This is a genomic window from Bdellovibrio bacteriovorus, assembly GCF_048286975.1.
Taxonomy (GTDB): Bacteria; Bdellovibrionota; Bdellovibrionia; order Bdellovibrionales; family Bdellovibrionaceae; genus Bdellovibrio; species Bdellovibrio bacteriovorus_H.
Window position 1 is genome coordinate 1,367,233 of record NZ_JBLVRT010000001.1, and the last position, 25,013, is coordinate 1,392,245.

27 protein-coding genes are annotated in these 25,013 nt (G+C 49.2%); 11 read left to right on the forward strand and 16 right to left on the reverse strand.

Annotated features, from left to right (window positions below; genetic code table 11):
* Positions 1 to 9: 9 nt before the first annotated feature.
* Together ACNQKP_RS06810 and ACNQKP_RS06815 are read right to left on the reverse strand one after the other, a co-directional pair.
* A complete protein-coding gene (locus ACNQKP_RS06810) occupies positions 10 to 1,131 on the reverse strand; it encodes an RNA polymerase factor sigma-32 (protein ID WP_417863692.1) in 1,122 nt (373 codons plus the stop codon).
* 8 nt (positions 1,132 to 1,139) lie between these two features.
* Positions 1,140 to 1,445 carry a polyhydroxyalkanoic acid system family protein gene (locus ACNQKP_RS06815; RefSeq protein ID WP_015092324.1) on the reverse strand — a complete coding sequence of 102 codons (306 nt, stop codon included), beginning with the start codon at positions 1,443 to 1,445 and terminating at the stop codon, positions 1,140 to 1,142.
* Between the two features lie 174 nt (positions 1,446 to 1,619).
* Between ACNQKP_RS06815 and aspS the strand changes: the two genes are divergently transcribed.
* Positions 1,620 to 3,434 (forward strand): aspartate--tRNA ligase, encoded by a 1,815-nt coding sequence (gene aspS / locus ACNQKP_RS06820; protein WP_038448450.1) that lies wholly within the window; start codon positions 1,620 to 1,622, stop codon positions 3,432 to 3,434.
* Between the two features lie 68 nt (positions 3,435 to 3,502).
* Here the strand turns inward: aspS and ACNQKP_RS06825 are convergent, their stop codons facing one another.
* Positions 3,503 to 4,165, reverse strand: a complete 663-nt coding sequence (locus tag ACNQKP_RS06825) for a hypothetical protein (protein ID WP_417863694.1) — start codon at positions 4,163 to 4,165, stop codon at positions 3,503 to 3,505.
* A 73-nt stretch (positions 4,166 to 4,238) separates the two neighbouring features.
* On the opposite strand from ACNQKP_RS06825, the gene ACNQKP_RS06830 reads away from it, so the two are divergent.
* Positions 4,239 to 5,009: a DUF1266 domain-containing protein gene (locus ACNQKP_RS06830; protein ID WP_417863696.1), complete on the forward strand. Its 771-nt coding sequence runs from the start codon at positions 4,239 to 4,241 to the stop codon at positions 5,007 to 5,009.
* Positions 5,010 to 5,114: 105 nt separating this feature from the next.
* Positions 5,115 to 5,561 (forward strand): hypothetical protein, encoded by a 447-nt coding sequence (locus tag ACNQKP_RS06835; RefSeq protein WP_417863698.1) that lies wholly within the window; start codon positions 5,115 to 5,117, stop codon positions 5,559 to 5,561.
* 39 nt (positions 5,562 to 5,600) lie between these two features.
* Here ACNQKP_RS06835 and ACNQKP_RS06840 read toward each other — a convergent pair whose 3' ends face one another.
* From ACNQKP_RS06840 to ACNQKP_RS06850, 3 genes are all read right to left on the reverse strand, one after another.
* Positions 5,601 to 6,710, reverse strand: coding sequence for a CpaF family protein (locus tag ACNQKP_RS06840; protein ID WP_417863700.1), 1,110 nt, complete (start codon positions 6,708 to 6,710; stop codon positions 5,601 to 5,603).
* Positions 6,707 to 8,008: a pilus assembly protein gene (locus ACNQKP_RS06845; protein ID WP_417863701.1), complete on the reverse strand. Its 1,302-nt coding sequence runs from the start codon at positions 8,006 to 8,008 to the stop codon at positions 6,707 to 6,709. The genes ACNQKP_RS06840 and ACNQKP_RS06845 overlap by 4 nt, the downstream gene beginning before the upstream one ends.
* Before the next feature lie 75 nt (positions 8,009 to 8,083).
* Positions 8,084 to 9,190, reverse strand: coding sequence for a response regulator (locus ACNQKP_RS06850; RefSeq protein ID WP_417863703.1), 1,107 nt, complete (start codon positions 9,188 to 9,190; stop codon positions 8,084 to 8,086).
* 220 nt (positions 9,191 to 9,410) lie between these two features.
* On the opposite strand from ACNQKP_RS06850, the gene ACNQKP_RS06855 reads away from it, so the two are divergent.
* The gene (locus tag ACNQKP_RS06855) at positions 9,411 to 11,588 is read left to right on the forward strand and encodes a hypothetical protein (RefSeq protein WP_417863704.1); all 2,178 of its coding nucleotides are present in this window, start codon (positions 9,411 to 9,413) and stop codon (positions 11,586 to 11,588) included.
* Positions 11,589 to 11,643: 55 nt separating this feature from the next.
* Positions 11,644 to 12,912 (forward strand): amidohydrolase, encoded by a 1,269-nt coding sequence (locus tag ACNQKP_RS06860; protein WP_417863705.1) that lies wholly within the window; start codon positions 11,644 to 11,646, stop codon positions 12,910 to 12,912.
* Here ACNQKP_RS06860 and ACNQKP_RS06865 read toward each other — a convergent pair.
* From ACNQKP_RS06865 to ACNQKP_RS06890, 6 genes are all read right to left on the reverse strand, one after another.
* Entirely contained in the window at positions 12,905 to 13,780 is an 876-nt protein-coding gene (locus ACNQKP_RS06865; RefSeq protein WP_417863706.1) for a hypothetical protein, read from the reverse strand. The genes ACNQKP_RS06860 and ACNQKP_RS06865 overlap by 8 nt on opposite strands.
* 8 nt (positions 13,781 to 13,788) lie before the next feature.
* On the reverse strand, positions 13,789 to 14,271 hold the full coding sequence (locus tag ACNQKP_RS06870; protein WP_417863708.1) for a hypothetical protein: 483 nt from the start codon (positions 14,269 to 14,271) through the stop codon (positions 13,789 to 13,791).
* Between the two features lie 96 nt (positions 14,272 to 14,367).
* Positions 14,368 to 15,102 (reverse strand): hypothetical protein, encoded by a 735-nt coding sequence (locus ACNQKP_RS06875; RefSeq protein ID WP_417863710.1) that lies wholly within the window; start codon positions 15,100 to 15,102, stop codon positions 14,368 to 14,370.
* An 11-nt stretch (positions 15,103 to 15,113) separates the two neighbouring features.
* Positions 15,114 to 15,443: a hypothetical protein gene (locus ACNQKP_RS06880; protein ID WP_417863711.1), complete on the reverse strand. Its 330-nt coding sequence runs from the start codon at positions 15,441 to 15,443 to the stop codon at positions 15,114 to 15,116.
* Positions 15,444 to 15,445: 2 nt separating this feature from the next.
* The gene (locus ACNQKP_RS06885; protein WP_011165646.1) at positions 15,446 to 15,715 is read right to left on the reverse strand and encodes a Flp family type IVb pilin; all 270 of its coding nucleotides are present in this window, start codon (positions 15,713 to 15,715) and stop codon (positions 15,446 to 15,448) included.
* 98 nt (positions 15,716 to 15,813) lie between these two features.
* Entirely contained in the window at positions 15,814 to 16,101 is a 288-nt protein-coding gene (locus tag ACNQKP_RS06890) for a hypothetical protein (protein ID WP_088564229.1), read from the reverse strand.
* A 187-nt stretch (positions 16,102 to 16,288) separates the two neighbouring features.
* Here ACNQKP_RS06890 and folD point away from each other — a divergent pair, with 187 nt between their 5' ends.
* The 5 genes from folD to ACNQKP_RS06915 all read left to right on the forward strand — a co-directional run bounded on the left by folD (position 16,289) and on the right by ACNQKP_RS06915 (position 21,753).
* Complete coding sequence (gene folD, locus ACNQKP_RS06895; RefSeq protein ID WP_417863712.1) at positions 16,289 to 17,155, forward strand: bifunctional methylenetetrahydrofolate dehydrogenase/methenyltetrahydrofolate cyclohydrolase FolD; 867 nt, start codon at positions 16,289 to 16,291, stop codon at positions 17,153 to 17,155.
* A gap of 13 nt (positions 17,156 to 17,168) precedes the next feature.
* Entirely contained in the window at positions 17,169 to 18,209 is a 1,041-nt protein-coding gene (locus ACNQKP_RS06900; RefSeq protein ID WP_417863714.1) for a Rieske 2Fe-2S domain-containing protein, read from the forward strand.
* A 1-nt stretch (position 18,210) separates the two neighbouring features.
* Entirely contained in the window at positions 18,211 to 19,314 is a 1,104-nt protein-coding gene (locus ACNQKP_RS06905; protein WP_417863715.1) for an esterase-like activity of phytase family protein, read from the forward strand.
* Between the two features lie 3 nt (positions 19,315 to 19,317).
* Entirely contained in the window at positions 19,318 to 20,622 is a 1,305-nt protein-coding gene (locus tag ACNQKP_RS06910; protein WP_417863717.1) for a class I SAM-dependent rRNA methyltransferase, read from the forward strand.
* 69 nt (positions 20,623 to 20,691) lie between these two features.
* Entirely contained in the window at positions 20,692 to 21,753 is a 1,062-nt protein-coding gene (locus ACNQKP_RS06915) for a hypothetical protein (RefSeq protein WP_417863719.1), read from the forward strand.
* On the opposite strand, the gene ACNQKP_RS06920 is transcribed toward ACNQKP_RS06915, so the two are convergent.
* The 3 genes from ACNQKP_RS06920 to ACNQKP_RS06930 form a co-directional block, all read right to left on the reverse strand.
* Positions 21,750 to 23,036, reverse strand: a complete 1,287-nt coding sequence (locus ACNQKP_RS06920; RefSeq protein ID WP_417863720.1) for a hypothetical protein — start codon at positions 23,034 to 23,036, stop codon at positions 21,750 to 21,752. The two genes, ACNQKP_RS06915 and ACNQKP_RS06920, sit on opposite strands and share 4 nt — an antisense overlap.
* Entirely contained in the window at positions 23,024 to 23,452 is a 429-nt protein-coding gene (locus ACNQKP_RS06925; protein WP_417863721.1) for a hypothetical protein, read from the reverse strand. The genes ACNQKP_RS06920 and ACNQKP_RS06925 overlap by 13 nt, the downstream gene beginning before the upstream one ends.
* 107 nt (positions 23,453 to 23,559) lie before the next feature.
* Positions 23,560 to 24,216 carry a hypothetical protein gene (locus ACNQKP_RS06930; RefSeq protein WP_417863723.1) on the reverse strand — a complete coding sequence of 219 codons (657 nt, stop codon included), beginning with the start codon at positions 24,214 to 24,216 and terminating at the stop codon, positions 23,560 to 23,562.
* Between the two features lie 136 nt (positions 24,217 to 24,352).
* Between ACNQKP_RS06930 and ACNQKP_RS06935 the strand changes: the two genes are divergently transcribed.
* The gene (locus tag ACNQKP_RS06935; protein ID WP_417863724.1) at positions 24,353 to 24,613 is read left to right on the forward strand and encodes a hypothetical protein; all 261 of its coding nucleotides are present in this window, start codon (positions 24,353 to 24,355) and stop codon (positions 24,611 to 24,613) included.
* A 40-nt stretch (positions 24,614 to 24,653) separates the two neighbouring features.
* On the opposite strand, the gene ACNQKP_RS06940 is transcribed toward ACNQKP_RS06935, so the two are convergent.
* Positions 24,654 to 24,941 (reverse strand): DUF3817 domain-containing protein, encoded by a 288-nt coding sequence (locus tag ACNQKP_RS06940; RefSeq protein ID WP_011165639.1) that lies wholly within the window; start codon positions 24,939 to 24,941, stop codon positions 24,654 to 24,656.
* Between the last annotated feature and the right edge of the window lie 72 nt (positions 24,942 to 25,013).

Here is a 25,013-nt window from a genome sequence, read left to right on the forward strand (position 1 = left end):
GAAAGACGCCTATTCCGAGGCGTCTTCTTCCATCTTGGCTTTGATTTTTTTCATCAGGCGGGCCTCCATTTGACGGACGGCCTCGCGGGTGATGCCGTGCTTTTCGCCGATCTCCTGCAGGGTCAGTGGATCGTCATTCAGAATACGTTCATCCAGAATGATTTTTTCACGCTCGGAAAGTTCCGGACGGATTTCTTCAATCTTTTGTTTCAGAATTTCCAGCTGTTCATTGTGAGCCATGGCTTCATCCAGCGGCTGGTCGGAGGGGCCGCGCTGCAGGTCCCCCAGTGTTGTGCCGGAATCCTCATCCACCGGACGATCCAGACTGACATCGCGACCGGACATACGCATGGTCATGTCGCGCACCTCGTCTTCCGGAATGCCCAGGCGGCTGCTGATCAGGCCAATGTTTGGTTCGATGCCCATGGCATCCAGGGCCTCTTTTTCTTTTTGCAGCTGATAGAACAGTTTGCGCTGATTCTGGGTGGTCCCGATACGAACCAAAGAATACTGGCGCATCAGGAATTCCTGGATATAACCGCGAATCCACCAGACCGCATAGGTGATCAGGCGAGCCCCTTTATATGGATTGAACTCGCGCACAGCGTGCATCAGGCCGACGTTGCCCTCTTGGATCAAGTCGATCATTTTCGAACCGAATTTGGAATATTCGGCGGCCACCTTCACCACAAAACGCAGATTGGCTTTCACCAGGGCCTGGGCGGCTTCGGGGTCCTTGCTTTCAAAGTATTTTTTTGCCAGGGCCATTTCTTCTTCACGGGTCAGAACCTTGTAGCGACGGATCTCGTTCAGATACATCACCAAGGGATCAGCGGAAGTAATGGCTTTGGAGGTGTCGGCGACAGCCAGAGTTTTGGTGTCTTCTTCCAATTCGGGAAGATCATCCTCGACACTTGGGACGGCGTAGGCTTTTTCAGCCTCTTCATGCGAGCGAAGTTCGTCGCTGTGAGCATCTTCCACCAGCTCGGCCACGACTGACTTTGATTCAGTGGGGGCGGGCTTTGTGGTTTTCCCAGACGCAGCCTTGCCCGTGGGCTTCTTGGCAGAAGCCGTCTTGGACGGGGACTTGGTTTTTGGGGTGGAGGTGCTTTTTGCTTTCGTTTTCGCCATAAGCTCAACTAGCCAAGGTATTTAGCCAGTTTCCTTTGCAGAGTCTCGGTGACTTTACCTTTGAAGGGAGTCAGCATCAATGGCAGATCTACGGTGACAGAGACTTTGCTCCCTGCGCCAGCCGTGGCCACGGTCATATCCGCTTTAAACTGGGATCCCTTGAGATTGGCGCACTTGGTGCCGTCATCAAAAGAGCACTGAATTTTTGGGTCAAAGCGTCGAATATCCTGATCATTCGAGAGGAATTCTTTGATCTTCTTATAGGCTTCTTCCGCAGAATGGCTACTAGAATGATCAATCGTAAACTTAGGCATCGGATATCTCCTTATTTCTGTTTTGAAATTATAGGGGGAAATGCTTGGTAAATGAAGCAGAATGGCTGGGTCTGGGGGACTCTCTTAAGGTTCTGTTATGGAGAGTATAAGAATATGGTTTTTGACTGCATTGGCACAATATGTAAATCTGGGGCCCACGAACAAGGTAGACATATGAAGTTTGTTAAAGAGCTAAAAAGAACACATTATTGCGGAAGTCTGGGCGTTTCCCAGGCAGGTCAAAAAGTTGTACTGATGGGTTGGGTCGATGTTCGACGTGACCACGGCAGCCTGGTATTCATCGATTTGCGCGACCGTGAAGGCATCGTTCAGGTTGTTCTGGATCCAAATAAAGCCGAGACTGCTTCCTCAAAAAATCTGCGCGGTGAATTTGTTCTGGCCGTGGAGGGTGTGGTTCGTGCCCGTCCGGACGGCATGAAGAATGCAAAAATCAAAACCGGTGAAGTGGAAGTGGAAGCGATCCGCTGCGAGATTCTGAATGAATCCGCGGTGCCGCCATTCCAGGTCAGCGACACGAACGTGAACGAAATGCTGCGTTTGAAATACCGTTACCTGGATCTGCGCAGCGCGCGCCTGTCCAGTCATCTGATCACCCGTCACAAGGTGGCTCAGCTGGTGCGTCGTTTCCTTTCTGACAACGGTTTCCTGGAAGTTGAAACTCCGATCCTTTACAAATCCACTCCGGAAGGCGCTCGTGACTATCTTGTTCCTTCCCGTGTGAATCCGGGTCACTTCTATGCGCTGCCTCAGTCTCCGCAGACTTTGAAACAGCTTTTGATGATCTCCGGTTACGACAGATACTTCCAGATCGCCCGCTGCTTCCGTGACGAAGATTTGCGTGCGGACCGTCAGCCGGAATTCTCCCAGATCGATATGGAAATGTCCTACATCGATCAGGAAGACATCATGGAGATGAACGAAAAACTTCTGCGCACGATCTGGAAAGAGATCAAAGGCATCGACGTGGGAGCCATCCCGCGCATGACTTATCAGGAAGCGATGGACCGATACGGCATCGACAAGCCGGACACGCGTTTCGGGGTTGAGATCAAGGATCTTAAATCCATCGTGACGGGTTCAGGCTTCAAGGTCTTTGACGATGTTCTGGCTCGTGGCGGGATCGTTCGTGGTATCGCAGCTCCGAAAGGTGGCAGCTATTCCCGTGGTCAGTTGGATAAACTGACTGACATGGCGAAACGCGCGGGCGCTAAAGGTCTTGTGTGGATCAAATCAGAGGCTGACGGCACGCTGTCTTCTTCTGTTTCCAAATTCTTCAGTCCTGAAAAGCTGGCTGAAATGTTCAAAGCCTGCGGCGGTGAAGCCGGTGACTGTGCTTTGGTTGTTGCGGATGATTACGACACCGCTTGTGCGGCACTGTCCACGTTGCGTTTGCACCTGGGCCGTGAATTGAATCTGATCGACAACAGCAAATACAAATTCCTGTGGGTGGTGGACTTCCCGTTGCTTGAGTACTCTCCGGATGAAAAGCGCTGGGTGGCACGTCACCATCCGTTCACATCCCCGAAAGATGAGTTCGCGCAGGATCTGGTAAACAACAACGAAGCTGCTTACGGCAAGATGCTGGCGAAAGCCTACGACCTTGTGTGCAACGGTTACGAAATGGGTGGCGGAAGTATCCGGATCTATCGTAACGAAATTCAGCAGGCGATGTTCCGTCTGTTGGGCATGAGCGAAGAAGAAACTCAGCACAAGTTCGGCTTCTTCCTGGAGGCTTTGAAGTACGGAACTCCTCCGCATGGTGGTATCGCCTGGGGTATGGACCGTCTTGTGATGCTTCTGTGTGAAACAGATGCGATCCGTGAAGTGATTGCGTTCCCGAAAACTGCGAAAGCAACAGACTTGATGTCTGACTGCCCAAGCGAGGTGAACCGTGATCAGCTGGCCGAAGTCGGTGTTCGTCTGAGCACTCTGGCTGAAAAGCATCTGGAAGATCTGAAGAAGAGCTAAAAGATAAAAACAAAAAAGCCCGGGATGGAAACATTCCGGGCTTTTTTTATTTCTAAAATGACTTCAAATTATTCCAGTGCGGATTCCACCGTGATCGGGCCTTCGATCGTCTGCACCTGAATGCGACCGACTTCTGTCGGCTCAACTCCAGTCACCGGTTCCTGCTTCATAGAATTATCGATGGGGCCAGAGACTGACTGCAAATCCAGCTCGTACAGTGCTGTTGGCGGCAGGCGCAGGGTTACATGACCTTCACGGGTTTCAATGCGGATCTGTTTTTTGAAAGTCTCAGGCACGTAAACTTCAGCTTTCAGGTGCGAGTCGGTGGATTTACTCAGCTCCTGGCCGTTCACGTTCATTTGAATCCAATGGCTGGCCAGTGGTTCCTGGAATTCAAGGTGCAGGCGGGTTTTTTCTGCGGTTTGCAGGATGTAGCGGCCTTCTTCAAAGCGCGGCACTTTGCCGGACAGGTGCACTTTCAGGGTGCTGCCATTGTAGGTGCGCAGTTCAACATCCACACGGCGGGATGAGATCAAAATCTCGTCCATGCCCTGCAGAAAAAATTCCTCGTTTTCTTCATGAGTCTGACCTTGTAAAAAACGGTCAGCGACGGAATTGAAGGCGTTAAAGACAGTTCCGGGGTTATTGAAGACGTAACCCATCAACAACATCAAAGAGCCAGCAAGAATAAAGAATAATGCCGCAGCGGCAAGCAAGAGCTTCTTTAACATGCGAAGAAACTAACACATTGAAAAAGCAATTGAAACGTATTTGAATTGAACAAGGCCGGTGAAAGGGGTTCCCATGCAGCGCATTTTGCCAGAAACAGATCTTGAAAAAAAATTGATGTCTTTGGGTGCGCCGTTTATCGAGGAAAATCAAGTTCTTGATGAGCTGTTTCAAGTTGTCGGGTCTGATTTGGAAGAGGGCAAAGAGCTTTCGCCTGAAGTTCGCGAACAGGTCATGGATGAAATCGGTGAGTACTTCTTCCGCCTGGACATGAACTATGGCCCTGACATCAAACTGGATTGTCTGGCGATTCTGGAAGAGTTCTGGGGCGTGGCCGACCGTGAAACCTGCCAGAAGACTCTTGAAAATATCCGCACCCAAGGCCACCGAACGAAATTCAATGTCTTAAGATCCGCTTTGCCTTCTGATGGCAGCATTGACGCTGTTTCCATGGAAAAGTTCCGTCAGATCTTCCGTTTTGATCTGGAAGAAGGGCAGGAGATGCAAATGAGTGACGCTGATTACAGCAAGCTTGCCTTGTGGGTTCAGCGCACGAATAAGTATTTAAAAGAACCCGGAATTCTGGCTTGGGATGCTTCCCGCTATATTCATCTGGTGAGACTGAGCTTCGTGGCCGGGCACCTTTCAGATGTTCAGGCCTGGTCCGAGATTCTGAAACTGGCGCCTTTGATTGAAGGCCGCTTTTCCAACTGGATGGATTTTTCCCAGAGCTTCCTGATCGGGCGCACATTCTGGTCGGGTTCGGATGATCCACGCGTAAAGTCCATCTGCGAAAAGCTTCTAGGGCATCCGGCAAGTCCTTGGCAGTTTATCAGCTGGTCCTAGGTCCAGATCTTCCAATTCTGTCTCAAGTTTATACGTTCGATTCCGATACGTTTTCTATCAAGTGAAGACCAGGATGGACTTCATGGATACACACGGAGGTGTGAGATGGAAAAAATCAGCGGAATCCTGCCAGCAACGGCAAGGACTCGAGCGATAGACACTTCGGCTTCCCAGCCAGCCCGTCCCGGAGCATTGGCCCTGGGCCGACCGATGGGGAAGAACTCCCTGGGTGATCGCATCACGTTGAGCAAACAGATGGAAGAAATGCGGGCAACCGGAAACCTTCCTGAACAACAACTGCAGCCGGAGGCCTCTCCCGTATATAAAAGACCGGCTGGTGAAACGAATAAGCTGAAGGTGATTGAAGACCTGAATCAGAAGTTCTTCAATAATCCGAAATCGGTGGCCCGCGAAGGCGACCAGACGAAGTCGGAAGAAACCTTCGCCAAAGCAACCGAGAACGAAGGACTGTTCTTTGTTGAAAAAGATCTGCGCGCACCGGAGCAAGCTCCACTGAAGCCGCAGACAGATAATACTAAAATTGTAGCTTAAATTCAGAAACCCGGACGGCGCCCCTCGCTTTCCGGGTTTTTACTTTTCCTGCTCCAGCAGAAATCCTGTTTCTTCCAACGAAGTGATACGATAGACGCCTTTCATGCGGCGTGAACCATCGGTCTTTCTTTCCGCCACAATCACATAGTCCAAAGACATTTGAATAAGCCTGCGAATCGCAGAAAGACTCCATTGCGGAGCCCCCATCTGAATCAGCATCTCTAAACGGATCAGCGCCTGACCCGCATCCTGCGCGTGCAAGGTGCCAAAGCTGCCACTGTGACCTGTGGCCAAGGCCATCAAAAAGTCTTTGGCTTCAGCGCCACGCACTTCACCCATGACCATGCGATCGGGCCGCAAGCGCAAAGAGCGTCGCACCAATTGCGCCTGATCCACGGAAGGTAAAACCCCTTGGGGATCTTCGCGGGTTAAAAGTTTCATGCTGGCTTTGTTGGGAAGAGAAATCTCAGATGTGTCTTCGATGACCACCATCCGTTCATTTTCCGGCATCAGATTCAAAAATGAATTCAGCACCGAGGTTTTTCCGGATCCGGTGGGGCCCACCACCAAAAAGTTTTTGCGCTTTTTTACAAGCTCTTCAAAGAAGGGCAGGCAGTCGGACGGACACCATTGATGTTCTGCCAGCCGGGCAAAGCTCCAGGGATTCTTGGGATGGCGGCGCAAAGTCACATGAGGATGAGTCTGCGTCAATTCTGCACCAATCAGGCTTAAGCGAAAATCGCCAAAGCGCCCGTCAGCACAGGGAAATTCCGTGGTGATATGGGCATGGGCCGCGTGGCTCAGGCGATCCAGGAAATTGCGATAGCTGGTTTCAGAGAAAAAACAGTCCGGATGTTTAAGCAAATTCCCTGCACGTTCAAGCCAGATCGCGGAAGGCCCATTGATCAGAATTTCTGTGATGCTTTCATCGGTCAGCAGGCTTTCAATCGGACCCCAGGCATACATTTCATTTTGCACCCGCAAACGGACCTCGGCGGTGACCGAGGCGGTGTGATGTTCCAGGATTTGTTCGATGCGCTGAGAGCGCAGTTTGTGTTGTTCTTCTGAGCTGAGTAAAAACTCATTCAAAGGAAGTTTCAGAATGTCTTCATGAATGCGGTCATAGATATTCTTGGCTTCGCTGATCATAGACGACGTCCCTGCAAGGTGTTCAGATGCTGTGGCATCGGATTTTCCTCGCCCTCGCGCAGGATGGAAGGGCGGACAAAGATCACAAGCTCCGAGCGGTTTTCTTTAAAGTCCTTGCTGGCAAACAGCGCGCCGACAATGGGAAGACGTGAAAGCAGCGGCAGGCCTTCGGAACTTTTCCCATCTTCACTTTTAAGAAGTCCCGACAGCGCAATGGTCTGCGGTCTGGTCAGATCAAAGTGGCTGGAAACCCGGTTGGTCAAAATTCCGGGAACATCATCGACCTTGCGTGAATCATCCACGGTGGAAACTTCGGTTTCAATCGAGATGCTCATGCGTCCGGCGGCGTCCGCTTTGGGTTTGACCCGCAGTAAGATCCCATAGCGCTTCCACACGATGTCCTGCATTTTATAGTTCATGATCTTGATCGGAAATTCACCACCCGCCAGAAACTCGGCCTCTTTTCCGCTGCGGCAAAGAATGTTCGGGCTTGCCAGAATTTTCCCCTGGCCTTGAGCTTCCAAGGCGGTCAAGTTGAAGGGAAGTTCATCCCTTTCCCAAACTCCGTCAGGCATAAGCTTGGCGGAATAACCCGCCGGTGGGCGCAACCCGTACTTCAGGGAAAAGTCCTTTTTGATTTCGGCCACGGTGATTTGCACCTTGATGGTCGGGGCGACATCCAAACTGGTTTCGTCCTTTAGCAGGCCGACTCCAAAGGGCGTCAAAATCTTGCTGTATTTTCGGAAGGTCTGATCGGTGCCGCTGACTCGGACTTCCAAGGCAGGTTCAAAGATCAGCGTTTGTGGCGGCAGATGCGCTTTGTAAAACAAGTCGCTGAAATGCTCCTGAGCTTGTTGTTGCAAAGAAGCGGTCATCCGTGCCCGCATTTGATAGTTCAGGTTTTTTGTGCGCATATAATCCGCCAGATGAATCCAGTCCTGCATACGGTACAGCTGACCTTCAATCAAAAGATCACCTTCACTTAAGGACGCCCGCAGACCCACGCGCGATTTCAAATATGTTGTCAGATCCTGAAAGGAGTCTTTCTTGGAGGGATGCAGAACCTGCACGCTGTAAAGGGCGGCGCCCACTTTGAGCGTGGTGACGCCTTCACGGCGACCCGCCAATAGAAGCCTTCCGCCCTGGCCTTCGGCGGTCAGGATTTCGCGGTCTTGAATCCACACGCGATCCTGTCCTTGCAAAGGCACGGTCTTTTGTTCACCCAGCCCCAGCACCAGCGCGGTCTGAGAGTAAGCCGGGAAAGAAATAAGCATCAGAAAAAACAACAAAGTTTTCATGTGCGGGCTTCGAAGCAAAGCCCGTGCAGAGTTGTTGGCGGGATAGTGCGGCGTCAGGGCCGCAGGCCGGACACCCTAGGCCAGGGGCAGTTCAAAGAAGACCATCACACCCTGAGCCGTGTTTTTAAACTGCAGGTGGGAATGGTGCGACTTTAAAATAGACTGACAGATCGTCAGGCCCAGGCCCGTTCCGGTGGAGTGGTGCATGACGTCTTCATCAATAAAGAAGGGCTTCATGATTTTATCCACGACGGAGGAGGGAAGGTGAGGGCCGATATTGGAAACCACAAAGCGCAGGTTGTTGCCGCTTTTCATACTTTCCAGATGAATCTCGCTGCCATCAGTTCCGAACTTTGCGGCATTATGAATTAGTCGCAGCATGACCTGTTTGATCAGGCGAACATCGGCCGAAACGGCCAGTGGTTCCAGCTTGCTGACAAGCTTTTGCTGCTTTTTGTTCAGCAGATCGTGCACTTCTTTGCTGATGGCTTCGTCAAACTGGGTGAAGGCCACCTGCTGCATGTCTATTTTAAGTTGATTGGTTTCCGCACGCACCACCAGCAGAACATCCTCCACCAGGGTTTTCAGGCGCTCGGCACTGCGGGTGATACGGTTCACCATCAGTTTGTCTTCGTCGTTCAGTTTTGATTCCGCCAGCAGGGAAGAGAAGCTCAAGATCGAAGTCAGCGGCGTCTTCAGTTCATGGTTGATCAGAATCATGAAGTTCGATTTGGCGACATCAAGGCTTTTGAGTTCTTCCAGTGCGCGCGCCAGTTCCGTGTTTTTCGTTTTCAGTTCCTGGCCCAGAACATAGCGGTCGATGGCGTGTTCCACGGTGTTTGAAAGATCCACCGGGTCCCAGGGTTTGGTCAGGTAACGGAAAATCTGACCTTTATTCACAGCACTGATCACGGATTCCAGATCGGTGTAGCCGGTCAGCAAAATACGCACAGTCTCAGGATGAGACGTCAGAGTTTTTTCCAGGAATTCCACGCCGGTCATTTCCGGCATACGTTGATCGGTGATGATCAATGCTACAGGGCCCGGATGTTCGTCCAGCACTGCCAGAGCCTCTTTGCCAGAGGTGGCCTTTAAGACGTTGTATTTCTTCCGGAAGAGGCGTTCCAGGGCGTCAACATTGTCCACTTCATCGTCGACACACAAAATTGTGCTTTTAATCATATGAGGTAGTGTAGGAGCTGGAAATAGCCAGTGCAAAGGATTTCCAGCTGGTCCAACGTACCGTCCGGGTCGAGTCCTGCTAAATGTGAGAAATATGCTGGTCGACAGTCTAGATTCATAATCTTTCAACATTTAGACCGGGAATGCATCAAGTTGAAGCGCTATTCTGACGAAGAGTGGAACGATAGAAGTTTTTTTATTCCTTTTCAGGAGATCGTGTATGAAGTTTTGGATGCGCATTGCAGCTCTTTTCACCTTGGTGATGAGCTTTGCAGCTGGTGCTCAAGCCTCCATGTGGGGCACAGGGATGTACGGTGGGATGCAAGCCTGCCCGTATGATTACTCTGCTGGCGCCGGTTCCTCCAGCTATCTAGATGAAATCAAAGAAGCTCAGGCTGAAATCAGCGAAGCACAAAAGCAGCTTCGTGCAAAACAATCTGAATTGAAGAAGATCGACAGATCCCTGACTCGTTCCCGTAAAGATGTTGAAGACGTGGTTTCTGAAGACTACACAGAACTGATGTTTGAGCACATCGAGAACAATGTCAGCTGCAAAGAGTACAAAGGCATGGGCGCGAGTGATGAGTTCATCGCTCAAGGTCAGGAAGGTGAAGCTTCTGTTCAGGCTGGCGGCACTCGTGAAGTTCACGGCTTCAGCATCCAGGAATGGGCGCGCGTTTGTGATCCGAATAAAAATGGTTCTGTTTCCGGTACGGTGTGTTCCACTCCAAAATTCCGTCAAAGTGAAAAAGGTCGTGCAACGACTGAAGATTGTAAAAAAGGTCTTTCTGATTACAAAAAGGGTTATTCTCAAAGAAACAAAGTCACTCGTGAAATTGATGCTTTGAAAAACCTGATCGACAACAGAAAAGAAGACATCAAGATCGCGAAGGAAGATTACGCTGATGAACAGCGTGAACGTCGTCGTGAGATCTCTGAAGGTGGCGTGTGCGTTGACTGTATCGCGTCCGGCTCCGGTTACCAGTATCAGAAACCAGAAACAAACTGGGGCTCTGTAATCGGGAACGTCGCTTTGGGTGGCTTGTCCATCCTTGCTGGTTACAAAACAAATCAAATGATTGCTGACGCGAACTCCAACATTGGTTGGCCGACAGACCCTTGGGCATCCATGGGCTACGGTTACGGTTTGGGCGCGATTGGTACCGGTATCGGCCAGATGGTCGGTGGCGGCAGTGGTATCTATGGCTCTATCGGTGGTGGTATCGGCGCGGGTGCATTTGGTTGTGCCGGCAATAACGGTGGCGCTTACGGTATGATGGGTCCTTATGGGGGCATGAACGGTAATGGTATGTGGGGCAACCCATATGCGATGGCCGGCCTTGGTATGGGCGGCATGGGTGGCGGTATCTATATGCCAGGGATGGGTCCTTGGGGTATGGCCGGTCCATGGGGCATGGGTGGTCCATACGGCGGCATGGGTGCCATGATCGGCGGTATGGCCGGTGGCATGATGGGTGCTTACCCAGGTGCGATGATGGGTGGTATGGCCGGAATGATGGGAGCTTATCCAGGTGGCATGATGGGTATGGGCGCGATGGCTGGCGGTATGGCTGGCATGATGGGCGCGTATCCAGGTGGCATGATGGGCATGGGCGCATTGGCTAGTGGAATTATCGGAGCTTACCCAGGTGCTATGATGGGTGGCGGTATGATGGGTGCTTACCCAGGCGCTATGATGGGCGGCATGGGTGGCATGGCTGGAATGATGGGCGCATATCCTGGCGCCATGGTTGGCGGTATCGGCGGCGGTATCATGGGTGCATACCCAGGTGCTATGATGGGCGGTATGGCTGGCATGATGGGCGCGTATCCAGGTGGTATGATGGGTATGGGCGGCATGGCCGGCATGATGGGCGCATATCCGGGTGCAATGGTCGGCGGTATGGCTGGCGGCATGATGGGTGCTTACCCTGGCGCTTTGATGGGCGGCATGGGTGGTATGGCCGGAATGATGGGCGCTTATCCAGGTGGCATGATGGGCATGGGCGCAATGGCTGGCGGTATGGCTGGCATGGGCGGCATGGCCGGTGGCATGGCGGGAAGCCTTGGTATGCTTCAGATGCAACAGCAGATGATGCAAATGCAAATGCAGCAGTATCAACAGTACATCCAACAACAGCAGTCTTACATGCAACAGCAGGTTCAAAGACAGCAGGTTGTATCAAGCTTGCAGCAGGAACTTTACGGATTGTTGTATAGAATCCAGCAGGTTCAATACGGTGTAGGCGGTGTGGGTGGTTCTATCGGTATTGGTATCGGTGGTGGCACAGGTATCGGTCCAACACCAATCGGTGGTGGTATCGGTGGTCCTCAGCCAATCCCGGTTCCGGGTACGGGCGGGACAACAGGTCCGGCTCCAATCCCTTCTGCCCGCTAAATAACAAATTAAACAGTTAAATAAACTAAGGCCTTCTGCTAAAACAGAGGGCCTTATGCTTTTTAAAATCCCGCGTCTTTACGACAGTCACGTTCACTTTATCGCCACGGGCGAATTCGCTTCGGGGCTTCGTCTGGAATCGATCACATCCCTGCAGGATCTGCAGAATCTGGATCGCACCAAGCCGGGATACTATCGTCAGCACTGGCTGGTGGGGTTTGGCTGGGACGAGCGACAGTGGCCCGCGCACGAACAGCCGCACAAGGATCTTCTGGACAAAGTATTTCCGGATATTCCCGTTTATTTTGCCCGCATGGACGGACACAGCAGCTGGTTGAATTCTGCCGCATTGAAAGAAATGGGTCTGGAATCCGCCACCGGCATTCTGACGGAAAAAGATCATCTGCGTGCCTGGGATCAGTTGCCGTCATTTTCTAAATCCCAGCAACGAGCCAACATCCTGCAGGCCTGCCGCACGTTCAACGCCGCAGGCTTCACCCATGTGCGTGACCTGAGCTGTACCGAATCCCTGTGGAATATGCTGTGTGAAGTGGCGGATGCGGGTGATCTGACCTTGGCGATCGAGGAAAACTTCACGTCCCACGACATGAATGATTTTGATTCGATGCTGAATGCGGCCCTGGCGGCAAAAAAGCAGGATCGTCCTTTGCTTCGTTCCAAAGGCATCAAGGTTTTCTATGATGGTTCCCTGGGGTCTGAGACGGCTTTGCTCAGTCGTCCATACAACGGCGAGCGTTCTGGCAATCAGGGACGCATTCTTTGGGACATCGCTGATATCGAGACAATGATGAAGAGCACGTGGGCTGCGGGGCTTGAGTTTTCAGTTCACACCATTGGTGATGAAGCTGCCCATCACATTGTGCAGGCCGCACGCAAGATTTCCGCGCAAGGGGCCGTGGGGCGTTTGAATTTGGAGCATGCGCAGATCCTGCGCCCGGAAACCATTCAGATGATGAAACCTCTGCATGTGCGCTGTCATATGCAGCCATGTCACTGGTTGAGTGACCGTGTGTGGTTGATGGAAAAGCTGAGAGAGCTTTACCCTTATGTCTTTCCGTGGGAGGCTTTGCGCCTGGCGCAGATTCCGATTTCTTTTGGCTGCGACAGTCCGGTGGAACCATCGTCTTTCTGGCGCAACTATCTGGCCTTGGAGGAAAGCCCTCAGGCTCGTATTCGCAAATTCAACGGCGACATCACGGTGGTGCACGCGCACCCGGATAAAACTTTTGCGCCGGATTGCCATTCGTTGATCGAGGACGGCGTGGTTAAAGAAGTCGTCTTTAACGGCAAAAGGATCATTTAAACGACGGTTTGTCGATAATGACCTTTTTGTCTTTCAGTGCATAGATGCCCCCGCCGACTAAAATCGCGGCGGTCGGAATCAGCCACTTTTTATTTCTTTGCACCCAGCTTTTTTCTGTTTCTTCATCGGCCTGATTGGTGGCTTGAACGCAGCTGGCAGTGAAAAACACGCGTGCTTGCAGGGACAGGCTGATGTCGTCAATCTGGGAATGGAAACCGCCACAGCCGCCGTCAACCAGGGCTTGCGGGTTGCTGGTCTGTTGTAATAGCTGCGTAAAAGTTCCATAGAAACTGATACTGGCATGTGAGTCTGAAATCAGAGTGAAGTGATAGGGGGCCTCGGTCACGATTCTTAGTCGACTGCTTTCTTCCAGCGGAATCACCTGGCTTTCCACCGCCAAAGCCTTCATCCATGGATTGAGCTTTCTTAGATTATCCAAAGACACCGTTTCAACCGCGCAGGCTGTGGGGCTGGATTCGTCCAGCAGCAGACTGAATTTGCAGTGCAAAGTGCGCACGGAGCTTTGCACTTGCGGGGAGGACTTTCCACTTTGCCATTTTGAAGTCAGATCCTGCAAAAACTGCAGACTTAAAGGTGAAAGAGCAGACTGCTGATTCAGTCGATTTAGGGTTTCTAGCCCTTGCGGGATTTCGCCGGGGGAAAGATCCGCCAGCTGAAACAGCTGCTGTTCTTGTTCGGGAGCTTGTTGCAGCTTTTCAATTTGCACATCGCCGTAGGACCGAGTGCTGGGGTTGTCCTGTAAGAACTTTTTAAAATCAGTCGGGGAGGCAGAAGGTGCCTGAATCAACACCTGGGCTTGTGCATTCGTCGCCAAAAGAAATAGTAGAATTACAATCGGGGTTTTCATTGGAACTCCTAGTTTTGATAGTCGATGCGCACGGCTTTGCGTGGAGAGGAGGCGGGGGTGACACTGTTACCGCGAGCTTCAGGGTTTTGAACGACGGCAATGAAGGGGCCGCTAAAACTTAGTAGTCTTGGGCTTTCGCTGTCTTTCACCAGAACGGCGTATTGCTGTGGGTTCAGGGGCGCGCGCAGAAGCTTCAGCTTACTGCCCACTTTCAATCCGCCTTTTTGGGTGTCATTGCTGGCTAGATAAAGATCCACGACGCCACCCATATCGCCGACGAGGGATGCGAGCGATTCGGCGTTGGCGATTTCGATCGGCACAAGCACATGGCCCGCGGGGATGTAGGTGTCAACCGACGCGGGGGCCGCCACGGTTTCCAGCGGATCCTGTTCAGACTTGGAAGGGCTGCTGAGAAAGGCAATCAGGCCGATCACCAGAAAACCCACAAGGGGCCAGTTACTTTTTAGATTTGAAACGGTCTTTTGAAACATAAGACTTCTCTTTTGTGAATTGGTGACGTTGTTGCGCGGATTTAAGTTTTGAAAGATGTGAAAAGGCCGCGAAGAAAATCAGCAGCACCAGGGCCATCACCAGACAGACTTCAATGAGTACTTGGCCGTGGTTATTTTTGTTTTCCATCGCAAAGGTCCTTTGGTCAAAGTAACGGCGCAGGCTTTTTCAAAGCCGAAATCCGCCTTGAGGAAATTCGAAAGAGGCGGGCGCAGCGCGATCCGGTACTGCCAGCGTTGCGCCAGGGCCTGACGAACTTCAAAGTCCGGTTCGGGGCTGTATGTCGGCGCTATGTCCGGGACATCCGGACGGACCGCCAGGCGGGGAATGGGTTCGTTATGCAGACGGGTTTTGATAGTGAGAAAATTCAACCGGCTTTGGCTCTCGCGACTGGCGCGAAACAGATGACTGCGGGTTGTGGTGTGCCCGCGCTGAAGTTGTAAGTTGCTTTGTTGGATCAGTTGCTTTTGCTGGACATCTAGGGTTTGGCGCCAAGCTTCAACTTGTGCGACGCGAAGCTTTGCCGCTGCAATGAGGGGGGGATTTTTTGCTGCGTACGCTGCCTTTAATTGGACTTGGGCAGTTATCCATTGAGCTTTTAGTTTAAGGGCCCTTGGGTTTAGCGACAGCAGTTTTTCCAAATGTGGTCTTACATTATCCTGGGTCCGAAGGCCCTCACTGCGACAAGTGTGCTTCATCGCCAGATCCAGCTGCAGAAATCCCATCATCGCTGCGACCAGAAGCAGTCCGGATACCAGTATTGGCAATAAAGCCAGAATCAGAATGGCAGCGAAGCCTTGTTGGTTATGCATGGCGGGGCCGCTTATAAACGCAGTTCTTTTGAGATTTGGATTTCTGGTTGCAGCGCTATTTCAACGCGTCCGGTGCTGCCTAAAAACGATTTATTCAGACGGACACTCAGGCGGGTGTTTTTAAGCACCAGCTTTTGCAGACTCTTTTCCAGATGATTTCTGCACGTGGATACTTGCACGGATTCAGCACAGATCAGGGCCTCATGCAGTTGGTGGTCAGCATAGTAGAAAATCAACGTCCGATAGAATAGAAACGCCAGCGCTGTGCCGGTGGCTAACAGCAGCGGCAGCACGAAAGCCGCCTCTAACAAAGCTTGTCCTTTTTGATTCAGGATCTTCATAGTTATTTACTGTCTGATTTCGAGTTGACGGAGCCTTCAAAGAAATCGCTGAAGTCGCGTTTCTTGTACATGGTGTCCGTGACTTTGTGGGCTTCTTTTTTGCGGCTGTCGGTTCCACCCAGGGCTTGAGCCACATTGGCGAACTGCACGTCGATGTTGGCGCCGACAACTTTAATAACGGAAATGCTGCCGACGGCAACAATAGCGACAATGATCAGGTACTCAACAAGTCCCTGGCCTTTTTTGTTTTTGATGATGGTTTGAGCTTTCATAAATCCTCCAGTGGTCAGGAGGTGAAAGCAAGGATCGGACAGCGGTGGGATGCGATTAAAGCAAAAAAAAAGTCCGGAGGTCCGGACTTTTTGGAGAACTACTTCTTTTTAGCTTTTGTAGTTTCAGCCTTTTTTGCAGCGGCCTTTTCTTCTTTGGCAGCAGCAGCAGCTTCTTTTTTAGCGCCGGCTTTTTTAGCCTTACGCTGGATAATAATGCGATCCAAAATGTCGTAAGCTTCTTTTTGCAGGTCGTTTTCGAAGATAAAGCGGTAGAAACCTTCGATTTCCGGGCTTTGACGGAACTTCTTCAGGGACGTAGGAAGGCTGTCAGATTGAACGAAGTCAATAGAACTACCATCTTTTGAGAGCTTAACTTTTTCAGCCATTCGAAAATCCCCTAATCTTTTAAAGGGTTTGTACCTTGATAGGGGTTTAGGAATCAAGCAAAAACAGGGTTCGCAGGGGTGAAAAGGTCCCGCAAGAGGGCCTTGGCGGAATGGGACGAAGCTGGAATAAGTATTGAATTTTGTTCAGAAATGACGCAAATTTAAGGCTCAAAAAACAGGGGAGGTCATGGTGCTGATTCTTGACGGAAAAGAAGTCGCGAAAGAGGTGCGTGCGTCCCTTGTGCCCCGAGTGGCAAAGTTTAAAGAAACTTATGGCCGGGCTCCTCATCTGTCGGTCGTCATTGTCGGCGACGATAAGGCGAGCCACGTTTACGTTAAAAACAAAAAAATCGCCTGCGAAAAAATCGGGATGACCTCCACGATTCATACTCTGCCGGCCGAAACCACCCAAAGCGAACTGAATCAGATTCTTAGTAAACTGAACAACGACAGTGGCGTGGACGGCATTTTGGTTCAGTTCCCGTTGCCGAAGCACTTGAGTTCCGATGAGGTTTTGAAGCTTGTTTCTGCTGAAAAAGATGCTGATGGTCTGACTTACGAATCCTTGGGTTATTTCTTTGCCGGAAAACCCCTGGTAAGCCCGTGCACTCCGGCGGGAGTGATGGAGATTCTGAAACATTATCGAATCCCGGTGGAGGGAAAAAAGGCCGTGGTCGTTGGTCGCAGCAATATTGTGGGGAAACCCATGGCTCTGCTCTTGACTGAAGCCAACGCGACAGTCACATTGTGCCACTCCAAAACTTCCAATGTGTCAGAGCTCACAAAGCAGGCGGATTTGGTTGTCGTCGCGGCTGGTAAGGCCCGACTCTTGGGTAAAGAAGATTTTAAAAAAGATGCGATCGTGATTGATGTGGGTATGCACGGCTCAGGTCAGGGCGGAAAACTCTGTGGAGATGTTCGCTTTGAAGAGCTTGATGGCTGGGCGAAGGCAGCGACTCCGGTTCCGGGTGGTGTGGGTCCGATGACCATTGCCATGCTTCTGAAGAACACCTGCCAGTTGGCGGAGCAACGCGCCCGCGACCCTCAATTCTAGTTCAGAGGAATTTATGTACAGCGGATTTTTGAAAAATGTTTGGTATGTGGGAATTCCAAGTTCAGAGCTGGCGATCAATAAAGCCACCGCTCGCAAAATCTTGGGTGAGCCCATCGTGTTCTATCGTGATTCTAAAGGCAAAGTGTCGGCGATGCGTGATATCTGTCCCCACCGTGGCATTCCGCTGAGCTATGGCCGCGTGGTGAATGATCAGATCGAATGCCCTTATCACGGCTGGAAGTTTGACGGCACTGGCATGTGCACCGAGATTCCTTCCCTGTGCCCGGATCAGGAACTGAATCCGAATAAAATCAAAGTGCGCTCTTATCCTGTTCACGAAGCTCAAGGCCTGATCTGGGTCTTTGTGGGTGACAAGGACTATGATGTTTCCAAAGCGCCAGCGATTCCGGTGATGAAAGCTTTCCCTGCCGATGTGAAGCCGAATCTGACTTACGTGGTGAACTTCCCATGTCACGTCGATCACGCGGTGATCGGCCTGATGGACCCGGCGCATGGTCCTTACGTGCATAAAAGCTGGTTCTGGCGTTCTGAAAAAACCATGCTGGAAAAGAAAAAGAAATTTGCTCCGGTGAACTATGGCTTCCAGATGGTTCGTCACCAGCCTTCGAAAAATTCCAAGGCTTATAAAATTCTCGGCGGCACTCCGACGACCGAGATCACCTTCACGCTTCCTTGCGTGCGTGTAGAACATATCGAAGTCGGTCCTCGTAATTTCTATTCTTATACGGCGCTGACTCCGGTGGATGAAAACAACACCCGTGTGACTCAGTTGGCGTACTGGGACATCCCTTGGCTGACACTTTTGAAGCCGGCAATTCATCAATTCTCTAAAAAGTTCCTGGGTCAGGACATGGATGCGGTGACCAAACAGCAAGATGGTCTTCGCTATGATCCAAGTCTGATGCTGATCAAGGACGCCGACACTCAAGCCAAGTGGTACTATGCTTTGAAAACTGAGTACCATGACCATCTTGAGGGCAAACGTGAATTCAATCACCCTGTGAAAGAAACTGAGCTTCGCTGGAGAAGTTAAGATGCTTCGAGGAACCGGAATTTGCCTGGTTTTGCTGTTCTCGCTCAAAGCGCAGGCTTTGAGTTTGGAATATTTCGGTGAAACCTCCATCAAGACCGGAACCGAGTTCAAAAAGACCACCATCGGTGGTCTTTCCGGCATGGCCTTCAATGGCGACACCTTGTGGGCGCTTTCTGATGATCGTGGAAAGTTCGGGGAGCCCCGCTTTTACGGCTTTGACCTGAAGATCTCGGGGAAGTCCGTTTCTTTAAACCCTAAATCCGTCAGCTTTATTTCAGGTCTTCCTAAAACCGGGGAGCGGGCCGCAATTTTGGATCCCGAGGGGCTGGCGCTGTTGCCGTCCGGGGATCTGCTGGTTTCTTCTGAGGGCGACAACAACTCCAAACCCCGCGAAATGCCCCGGATCTTCCGTATAAACCCGCAAGGGGCGTGGAAGGCCGATCTGCCCATTCCGGCCAAGTTTTTACCTGAATCCATCGGCCAGCAAAAGCAGGGCGTGCAGAACAACCTTTCGTTTGAGGGACTCTCAAGTTCCAATGACGGGAAGGTGCTGTTTGCGAGTGTAGAAACTTCCCTTTTCCAGGATTATGTCGCCGGGGAAGAGGAAAAAGGCGACTGGCTGCGAATTCTCAAGTACGAAGACAAGCCTGAAAAAGGCTATCAGCCGGTGGCGGAATACGCCTATCGCCTGGATCCGTTGAAAGACGGGCATGGGGGAAAAGAAGTCTTCCGCGGGGCTTCGGAAATTTTGGCTGTCAGTGAAACAAAGCTGATTGTGCTGGAACGCGGAGTGCGCCTGCTACCGAAGAAGATCTGGGCCAATACGATCACGCTGTATCTGGTGGACCTTGCCAAGGGCACGGACGTTTCGGGTGTGAGTAAGCTGGAAGGTGCGAAGTTCACGGGTGTTGAAAAAACAAAGCTGGTGGATTTCGAATCTGATCTTGGCAAAAAACGTGGCGACAAACGTGTGCAGAACTTTGAAGCTTTGGCCTGGGGGCCGAAACTTCGGGATGGCCGGCGCAGTTTGCTGATAATGAGTGACAATAATTTTTCAAAAAAAGAAATCACCGAGTTGGTTGTTTTCGCAGTTGAGGGTGAATAGTTTATGATGACAGTGTGGCGTCTTCGTCAGGGAGCCGATAAAAGAATTCGCAGTGGACACCCATGGGTGTTCTCAAACGAGCTGCTGGTAAGCCCTAAGGGTCATCCCGCAGGTGCGGCGGTGGAGCTTCAGGATTCCAAGGGGCAGTTTTTGGCCCGCGGTTACGGCAATCCTCATTCCCTGATTTCTTTCCGTGCGTTGAGCTTCAACAGCCAGGACAAGGATCCTACCAGTTTTGACTTCCTTCATGAAAAGATCTTCAACTCTTGGCGCGTAAGAAAGGCTGCGGGCTTCCGTGGCAGCTTCCGTCTGGCGTTTGGCGAATCTGATTTCATCCCAGGTTTGGTTCTGGATTACTATGTGATCGTACAAAACGGCAAACGTGCTCAGCTTTTTGCTGCCCAGTTGGTGACGGCGGGAATGAATGAAGCCCTGAAGGATGCCGAAGGCTTCTTCAAAGGTTTGGCTGAAAAAGCTCAAGCGCAAGGTCTGTCCGAGTTTAGCTGGGATCAAACCGCCGTGGTGATTCGTAACGACGTGGGTGTGCGCAAACTTGAAGGCCTGCAGGTTGAAGAACCGCGCCTGATCAAGGATCTGCCGGACATGAACCTTCGTGATGTTGAAATCGTGCTAAACGCCGCAGGTGATGACGGCACGATCACCATGAGCTGTGATTTAGTAGAAGGCCAAAAAACGGGCTTTTTCCTGGATCAGACTCACAACATCTTCCTGGCAGTGGGGTTATTTAAGAACTGGGCCAAAACCCAACAGCCGCGCAAGATCCGTGTTTTGGATCTGTGCTGTTATGTCGGTCACTGGTCCACGCAGATCACGCGTGCTTTGAAGTCTTTGGGCTTTGAGGTCGAAGTGTCTTTGGCGGATATCTCCAAGACCGCGTTGGCTTTCGCGAAAAAGAATGCCGAACGCGAAGGGGCGGAAGTCATCGTTCACGAAATGGACGTGTCTGAAGGTTTGGCGGCCTTGCCAAGCACACACTATGACATCGTGATTGCGGATCCACCGGCGTTTATCAAATCCAAAAAAGACATCCCAATCGGGAAGCACGCTTACCTTAAGATGAACACGCACGCATTCCGCCTGGTGAAAAAGAACGGCTTTGTGGCTTCATGCTCTTGTTCTGGTTTGCTGGAAGAAGAAGAATTCCGCGATGCAATTCGTAAGGCGTCACTGAGAAACTACGCCGAACTTCGCAGCGTTCTGCGCGGGGGCCACGCGGCAGATCACCCAACGCTGATGCAGTTCCCGGAAGGGTTCTATCTAAAAATGTACGTTCACTACGTTCATTAAAAAAAAGCCCGGTAATGGGATCCCAGGTGTACTGTAAAAAGTGCTGGAGTTTCAGGGGGAGGATTGAATATGACTTATGTGGATCTTTCAAATACACTTTTAATCATTGGAGCTGGTGCGCATGTTCCCTATGATATGCCATCCGGCCATGCACTACGTGCTGAGATTAAAAAGCTCTATACGTACAATGATTACATAAATTTTAGTATTCAGCCCCGAGATGAGGTTGGAAAATTAAAATGGAATATTCTCAAGACAGCAATGTCGCTTAATGTTCTTTCCACAGCGGAGAGGAATTCTAATAAAAAAGTATTTGATACGGGCCTTTCTGAAACTCATTATAAGCAGTACTTTGAGCTATTTTTAAAATCATTTTCAGAATCTCATGTACTATCTATCGATACCTATCTTTCGAATGTTCAAAAAGAAGAAGATGAGTTTATTCGTGAAGTTTTTAAGTTATTTGGCAAATTAACAATTGCCTGTGTAATACAGGCATTCGAGTCATCTTCTCCCCTTGGTGGAAGAAGGGACGATTGGATACATCATTTCATCAATAGTTTTGTTCGTAAGAGTCCGAATGACCTATTTAAGTTCTTCCCCAAAATTATAACATTCAACTATGATCGCATTTTTGAGCGGATGCTATTTACGCATTTGACGGAATTTCATAAGTTCTCCCACTTAAAAGCTAAAACTGAGATTGAGCAGTTAAATATTCTGCATGTTTACGGTTCTTTAGGAGATTATGTTGAGTGGCAAGAAATAACAGAACTACCTAATTTTTTTGAATCCGCAATTGCTAATATAAAAGTAATCGGTGAAGACCGCAGCGATATGAAGCAGGTAGAAGATGAAATAAGAGAGAAGTATAAAAGAGCTAATAGGATCTATTTTTTGGGGTATGGATTCGACGAAGATAATAATAGGCTGTTGAGGACCTCTTTTGGGTTTGATGATTGGGAGATAAATAAAGAAATTTATTCAACCTCAATTGGTATTCGGAAGTCGGATTTATCAAGAATAAAGAAAACACTCAATACTACAAAAATGATTTCACGGTTGCCAGATCGAACTATGAGGGAAGTGTCTTGCTCAGATCTATTGTTTGAGCAAGCTCCCCTTATTTAGACTGGTTTCCTTAGTCTAATGTTCTTTAGTTTAGGGTTCATAAAGTAGTCCGATAGGTCGGCTTGAATTTCAAGATGATTCTCCTTAATAATAGCGAGTATGTGTGAATATCTTTGAGATCTATAAAAATGACGAACTTTTAAAGTTTCATCTTTTGAGATTACATTGCTAGTTAGTTCTTGATGCTGCGGTGAGTTTGTGTCATCCACACAGTAAAGTCCTTTGTCAGTTTCCACTATTAAGCCGAAGGACGTCTGATAAACTTTGAAGATTTGACCGTTGATATTGTCGCCAATTAAAGAAAATTCTTTTGGCTTTTCGAATAATACAATGTTCGAAAAGTCTCTTTTCTTCTTTAGCTTTTTCCTCTCTGCGAATTCTTCTCTGTTTTTCCAATTTAGTTTATAAATTTTAACTTTATTGCTTTTTAAATCCACTATTCGACTATTAACAGCCATGTAGTAAGAATCTTCACTGGTGAAAAGCGTTGAGTTTTCTTCAGTAAGCACATTTACTTTTCTAAATGAATCTTTTTTCTGTTGGGAGATCCTCTGCTGTCTCCCGGATCTGCTCGCGCTTCTAGATGGCTTCCAGTCGTCATTTATAAAGTATGATAAACGGTTATCTAAATCGCGACTTACAAAGTCCTGATAAACCATCTCGGACTCTAGGCACGGGGCGTCGTCTATTGTATCTATACTAGTGATTAATACCGAAGCCGTGAAGTTGTCTATGTGAATTCTTTTTGTGCCAGAGTGACCACCTGAAATAATTAGATCATTGCCAGTGTTGGCTCCAATATGGAGTGCCCGGTCATTGCACAATAGTTGCTTGCGTGAAGTTGATCTCTTGTTTTTGTATTTGAAGTTGAATACGCCCTCATCTGAACTAAAAAAAACTTTACCTTTGTATATTTCAAGATGCAGGATGCCTGGGCTCTCATGAGGTACGGCGGGGTGACTTAGAAATTTACTAACGTCGTTCCAAGATAAAGTAAGTTCACTAATTTTTCCATATATCCTTTTAAGGTTATCCTTTACGAAGGAGAGACTGAGGAGGGTATTTGCAAAAGTTTGGCCTTGGAAAAACAAGTCATTTCTGCAGAATGCAAATTCATAAAGCAACTTTTTGTCCGGGGAGGTAGGTGCTAAGTTTCTAATCAATTTTGTGAAGTCGATTTGGTACAGATTTTTTCTATCGACGAGAAACAAGTAGTCGCCATGGAGAAAGCAGTCGTCAAATTGTCCCTCAATTTTTAATTTCAAACTTTTTAGATCGAGCATTTTTGTAATTTCCTTACTTTTTCTGCTCTACAACGCGTAGTAAAGCCACTATTTACCCACGAATCAATTACGGAGACGGGCGGGATGTCTTCCAAGCGTTCTTTGGGATTTGCTGGCCATCCATGCCACTCAAGTTGGCTATCAGATTTAAATCTTGCAAAATTCAGGCGGTTATTTGAATCAAGATACGCTAACTTTTTACTTATTTTGTGTAGTCCAAAGACGACAGTGTTGGCTTCGGAAAACCACGTTTTTTGGATTCCATTTTTCCATATAGATTCTTCTGTTGAGATAGAAATGCTAGCGGCCCATTGTGTTTTGCCTGCCATTTTATTTCTGTGTGCGGGATTGTGTCGGTAAGAATTCTCTTTCCGTACTACTGGTGGCGCTGTCTTCTTTTTTTTTATTTTCGCCATGGATCTTCTCGCTCTTAGTATATTTTGGTGATGATTTCTTTACTCTGCCTTTGGTGGTGGTCACAAAATAGCAAAATGGTGTTGAAAAAATGACACTTTATTTCCCGCTATGTGCCCGCTTTGTGTCTGCTGAAATTTGTGAAAGTCTTTGAAAGGAGTTGTGTAGACTCTTCTGAAATTCCACAATAAGTTATTTTTAGTGTGCACTCTGCCAGTGTCAGTCTGATCTTTTTCCTTATATTACTCGTGATTCTGTTTTCCGATGGGTATTCGATTTTTAAGATATCAATTGATCGTCCGGGTGCAATTGCAATGTCATTGTGACTTAGTAGGAAGTTTGACCAGGTCATTGTTTTAGGCAACGTCGGCATATGTTCAAGAAGATTTTTCCTTGATTCGCCACCTTTAATTGCCGATACATCGTTTATAAAAAGTGGCCCTGTTCCGCAGTTTAGAAGTTCGACATGTGTACAGTTCTCAAAGTCATATGCGTATACAACTCCGATGGGTTTGTATGACATTTTATAATTTTCTTTTGTTCTGATTTGTTCATTTTCTTGAACGATTTTGGTTAAATACACAAGTGCTAGTAAGTTGAGGATTGAGATGGCTGGATTTAAAGTCCCTCCAATGAAGTCGCCAACTTGTCCCCATGATTCCATTTTGTCGGATACCGTAAATCCCCAATGGTATGTGAAGAATCCAAGGACCGGCACAGTAACTACTGCTATTAGGGCAATAAACAACAAGTTTACTTTCGTCATATCTAGAAAACAGTAATTAATTTACATTTGGTTGTGAATTTGTTCTTGGGAGTTTTGATAAAAATATGCTTATGTCCAGTGTTTCCGATAATTGGCACTTGGCTAAGGTTTGGTCACTCTGTATGCGCTTTAAGCAGTGATTTATATCGGCCTGGCCCATCTTCAAGAGAAAAATCACAAGCCTGTCGTGTCACTGTCTCGCGCGATTTACGAAGCCACGGGTGCGGAGTCCAACATGGCGTCTATAGAACAATATGACTGCCGGCTGCCTGCTAAAAGTGCTCTGAAGAAATTAACCTGTCTTAAATCCGCCCAGATTATCAAAGCAGCTTATGAGCAGACCGGTGTAAATTTTCTGGAGCCGTTGCAATTCGTTCTTACGGGCGAGGTCCCCTAAGAAATAAAAAAGGCCCGTTTCCGGGCCTTTTTCGTTTTTCCTAAACAGTCTCTTTCTTATCGAGATATTTACGTTCAAACCAGAAAGTGCCGGCGGGAAGCACGGCGGCTGCGAAGGAAAGAATTCTTTGTTTCATAGACCAGTTTAGTTCGCTGGCAATAAAGTTTGCCATCAGGATGTAACCGATGAACAGGAAACCGTGGATTGGACCCATGGATTTAACCAAAGCGGGATTGCCGGCCATGTATTTCATAGGCATAGCGATCAAAAGAAGAATCAGGAAGGAAGCCCCTTCGAGCCAACCCAAAATACGGAATGCTTGAATCATAAGTTCACCTCTTAGTCGTTCAGATACCCAATGTTAGCGCATTGTGCAGCTAAAATATAACTGAGAGGCCGC

Coding starts and splice junctions, on each gene's coding strand:
- ACNQKP_RS06930 (WP_417863723.1), bottom strand. CDS start 24,216: ATGACGAAAGTAAACTTGTTGTTTATTGCCCTAATAGCAGTAGTTACT.
- ACNQKP_RS06840 (WP_417863700.1), bottom strand. CDS start 6,710: ATGATCAGCGAAGCCAAGAATATCTATGACCGCATTCATGAAGACATT.
- ACNQKP_RS06900 (WP_417863714.1), top strand. CDS start 17,169: ATGTACAGCGGATTTTTGAAAAATGTTTGGTATGTGGGAATTCCAAGT.
- ACNQKP_RS06855 (WP_417863704.1), top strand. CDS start 9,411: ATGAAGTTTTGGATGCGCATTGCAGCTCTTTTCACCTTGGTGATGAGC.
- ACNQKP_RS06940 (WP_011165639.1), bottom strand. CDS start 24,941: ATGATTCAAGCATTCCGTATTTTGGGTTGGCTCGAAGGGGCTTCCTTC.
- ACNQKP_RS06815 (WP_015092324.1), bottom strand. CDS start 1,445: ATGCCTAAGTTTACGATTGATCATTCTAGTAGCCATTCTGCGGAAGAA.
- ACNQKP_RS06825 (WP_417863694.1), bottom strand. CDS start 4,165: ATGTTAAAGAAGCTCTTGCTTGCCGCTGCGGCATTATTCTTTATTCTT.
- ACNQKP_RS06865 (WP_417863706.1), bottom strand. CDS start 13,780: ATGAAAACCCCGATTGTAATTCTACTATTTCTTTTGGCGACGAATGCA.
- ACNQKP_RS06885 (WP_011165646.1), bottom strand. CDS start 15,715: ATGAAAGCTCAAACCATCATCAAAAACAAAAAAGGCCAGGGACTTGTT.
- ACNQKP_RS06920 (WP_417863720.1), bottom strand. CDS start 23,036: ATGCTCGATCTAAAAAGTTTGAAATTAAAAATTGAGGGACAATTTGAC.
- folD (WP_417863712.1), top strand. CDS start 16,289: ATGGTGCTGATTCTTGACGGAAAAGAAGTCGCGAAAGAGGTGCGTGCG.
- ACNQKP_RS06835 (WP_417863698.1), top strand. CDS start 5,115: ATGGAAAAAATCAGCGGAATCCTGCCAGCAACGGCAAGGACTCGAGCG.
- ACNQKP_RS06880 (WP_417863711.1), bottom strand. CDS start 15,443: ATGAAGATCCTGAATCAAAAAGGACAAGCTTTGTTAGAGGCGGCTTTC.
- ACNQKP_RS06910 (WP_417863717.1), top strand. CDS start 19,318: ATGATGACAGTGTGGCGTCTTCGTCAGGGAGCCGATAAAAGAATTCGC.
- ACNQKP_RS06875 (WP_417863710.1), bottom strand. CDS start 15,102: ATGCATAACCAACAAGGCTTCGCTGCCATTCTGATTCTGGCTTTATTG.
- ACNQKP_RS06870 (WP_417863708.1), bottom strand. CDS start 14,271: ATGTTTCAAAAGACCGTTTCAAATCTAAAAAGTAACTGGCCCCTTGTG.
- ACNQKP_RS06830 (WP_417863696.1), top strand. CDS start 4,239: ATGCAGCGCATTTTGCCAGAAACAGATCTTGAAAAAAAATTGATGTCT.
- ACNQKP_RS06810 (WP_417863692.1), bottom strand. CDS start 1,131: ATGGCGAAAACGAAAGCAAAAAGCACCTCCACCCCAAAAACCAAGTCC.
- ACNQKP_RS06890 (WP_088564229.1), bottom strand. CDS start 16,101: ATGGCTGAAAAAGTTAAGCTCTCAAAAGATGGTAGTTCTATTGACTTC.
- ACNQKP_RS06845 (WP_417863701.1), bottom strand. CDS start 8,008: ATGAAAACTTTGTTGTTTTTTCTGATGCTTATTTCTTTCCCGGCTTAC.
- ACNQKP_RS06915 (WP_417863719.1), top strand. CDS start 20,692: ATGACTTATGTGGATCTTTCAAATACACTTTTAATCATTGGAGCTGGT.
- ACNQKP_RS06925 (WP_417863721.1), bottom strand. CDS start 23,452: ATGGCGAAAATAAAAAAAAAGAAGACAGCGCCACCAGTAGTACGGAAA.
- ACNQKP_RS06905 (WP_417863715.1), top strand. CDS start 18,211: ATGCTTCGAGGAACCGGAATTTGCCTGGTTTTGCTGTTCTCGCTCAAA.
- aspS (WP_038448450.1), top strand. CDS start 1,620: ATGAAGTTTGTTAAAGAGCTAAAAAGAACACATTATTGCGGAAGTCTG.
- ACNQKP_RS06850 (WP_417863703.1), bottom strand. CDS start 9,190: ATGATTAAAAGCACAATTTTGTGTGTCGACGATGAAGTGGACAATGTT.
- ACNQKP_RS06860 (WP_417863705.1), top strand. CDS start 11,644: ATGCTTTTTAAAATCCCGCGTCTTTACGACAGTCACGTTCACTTTATC.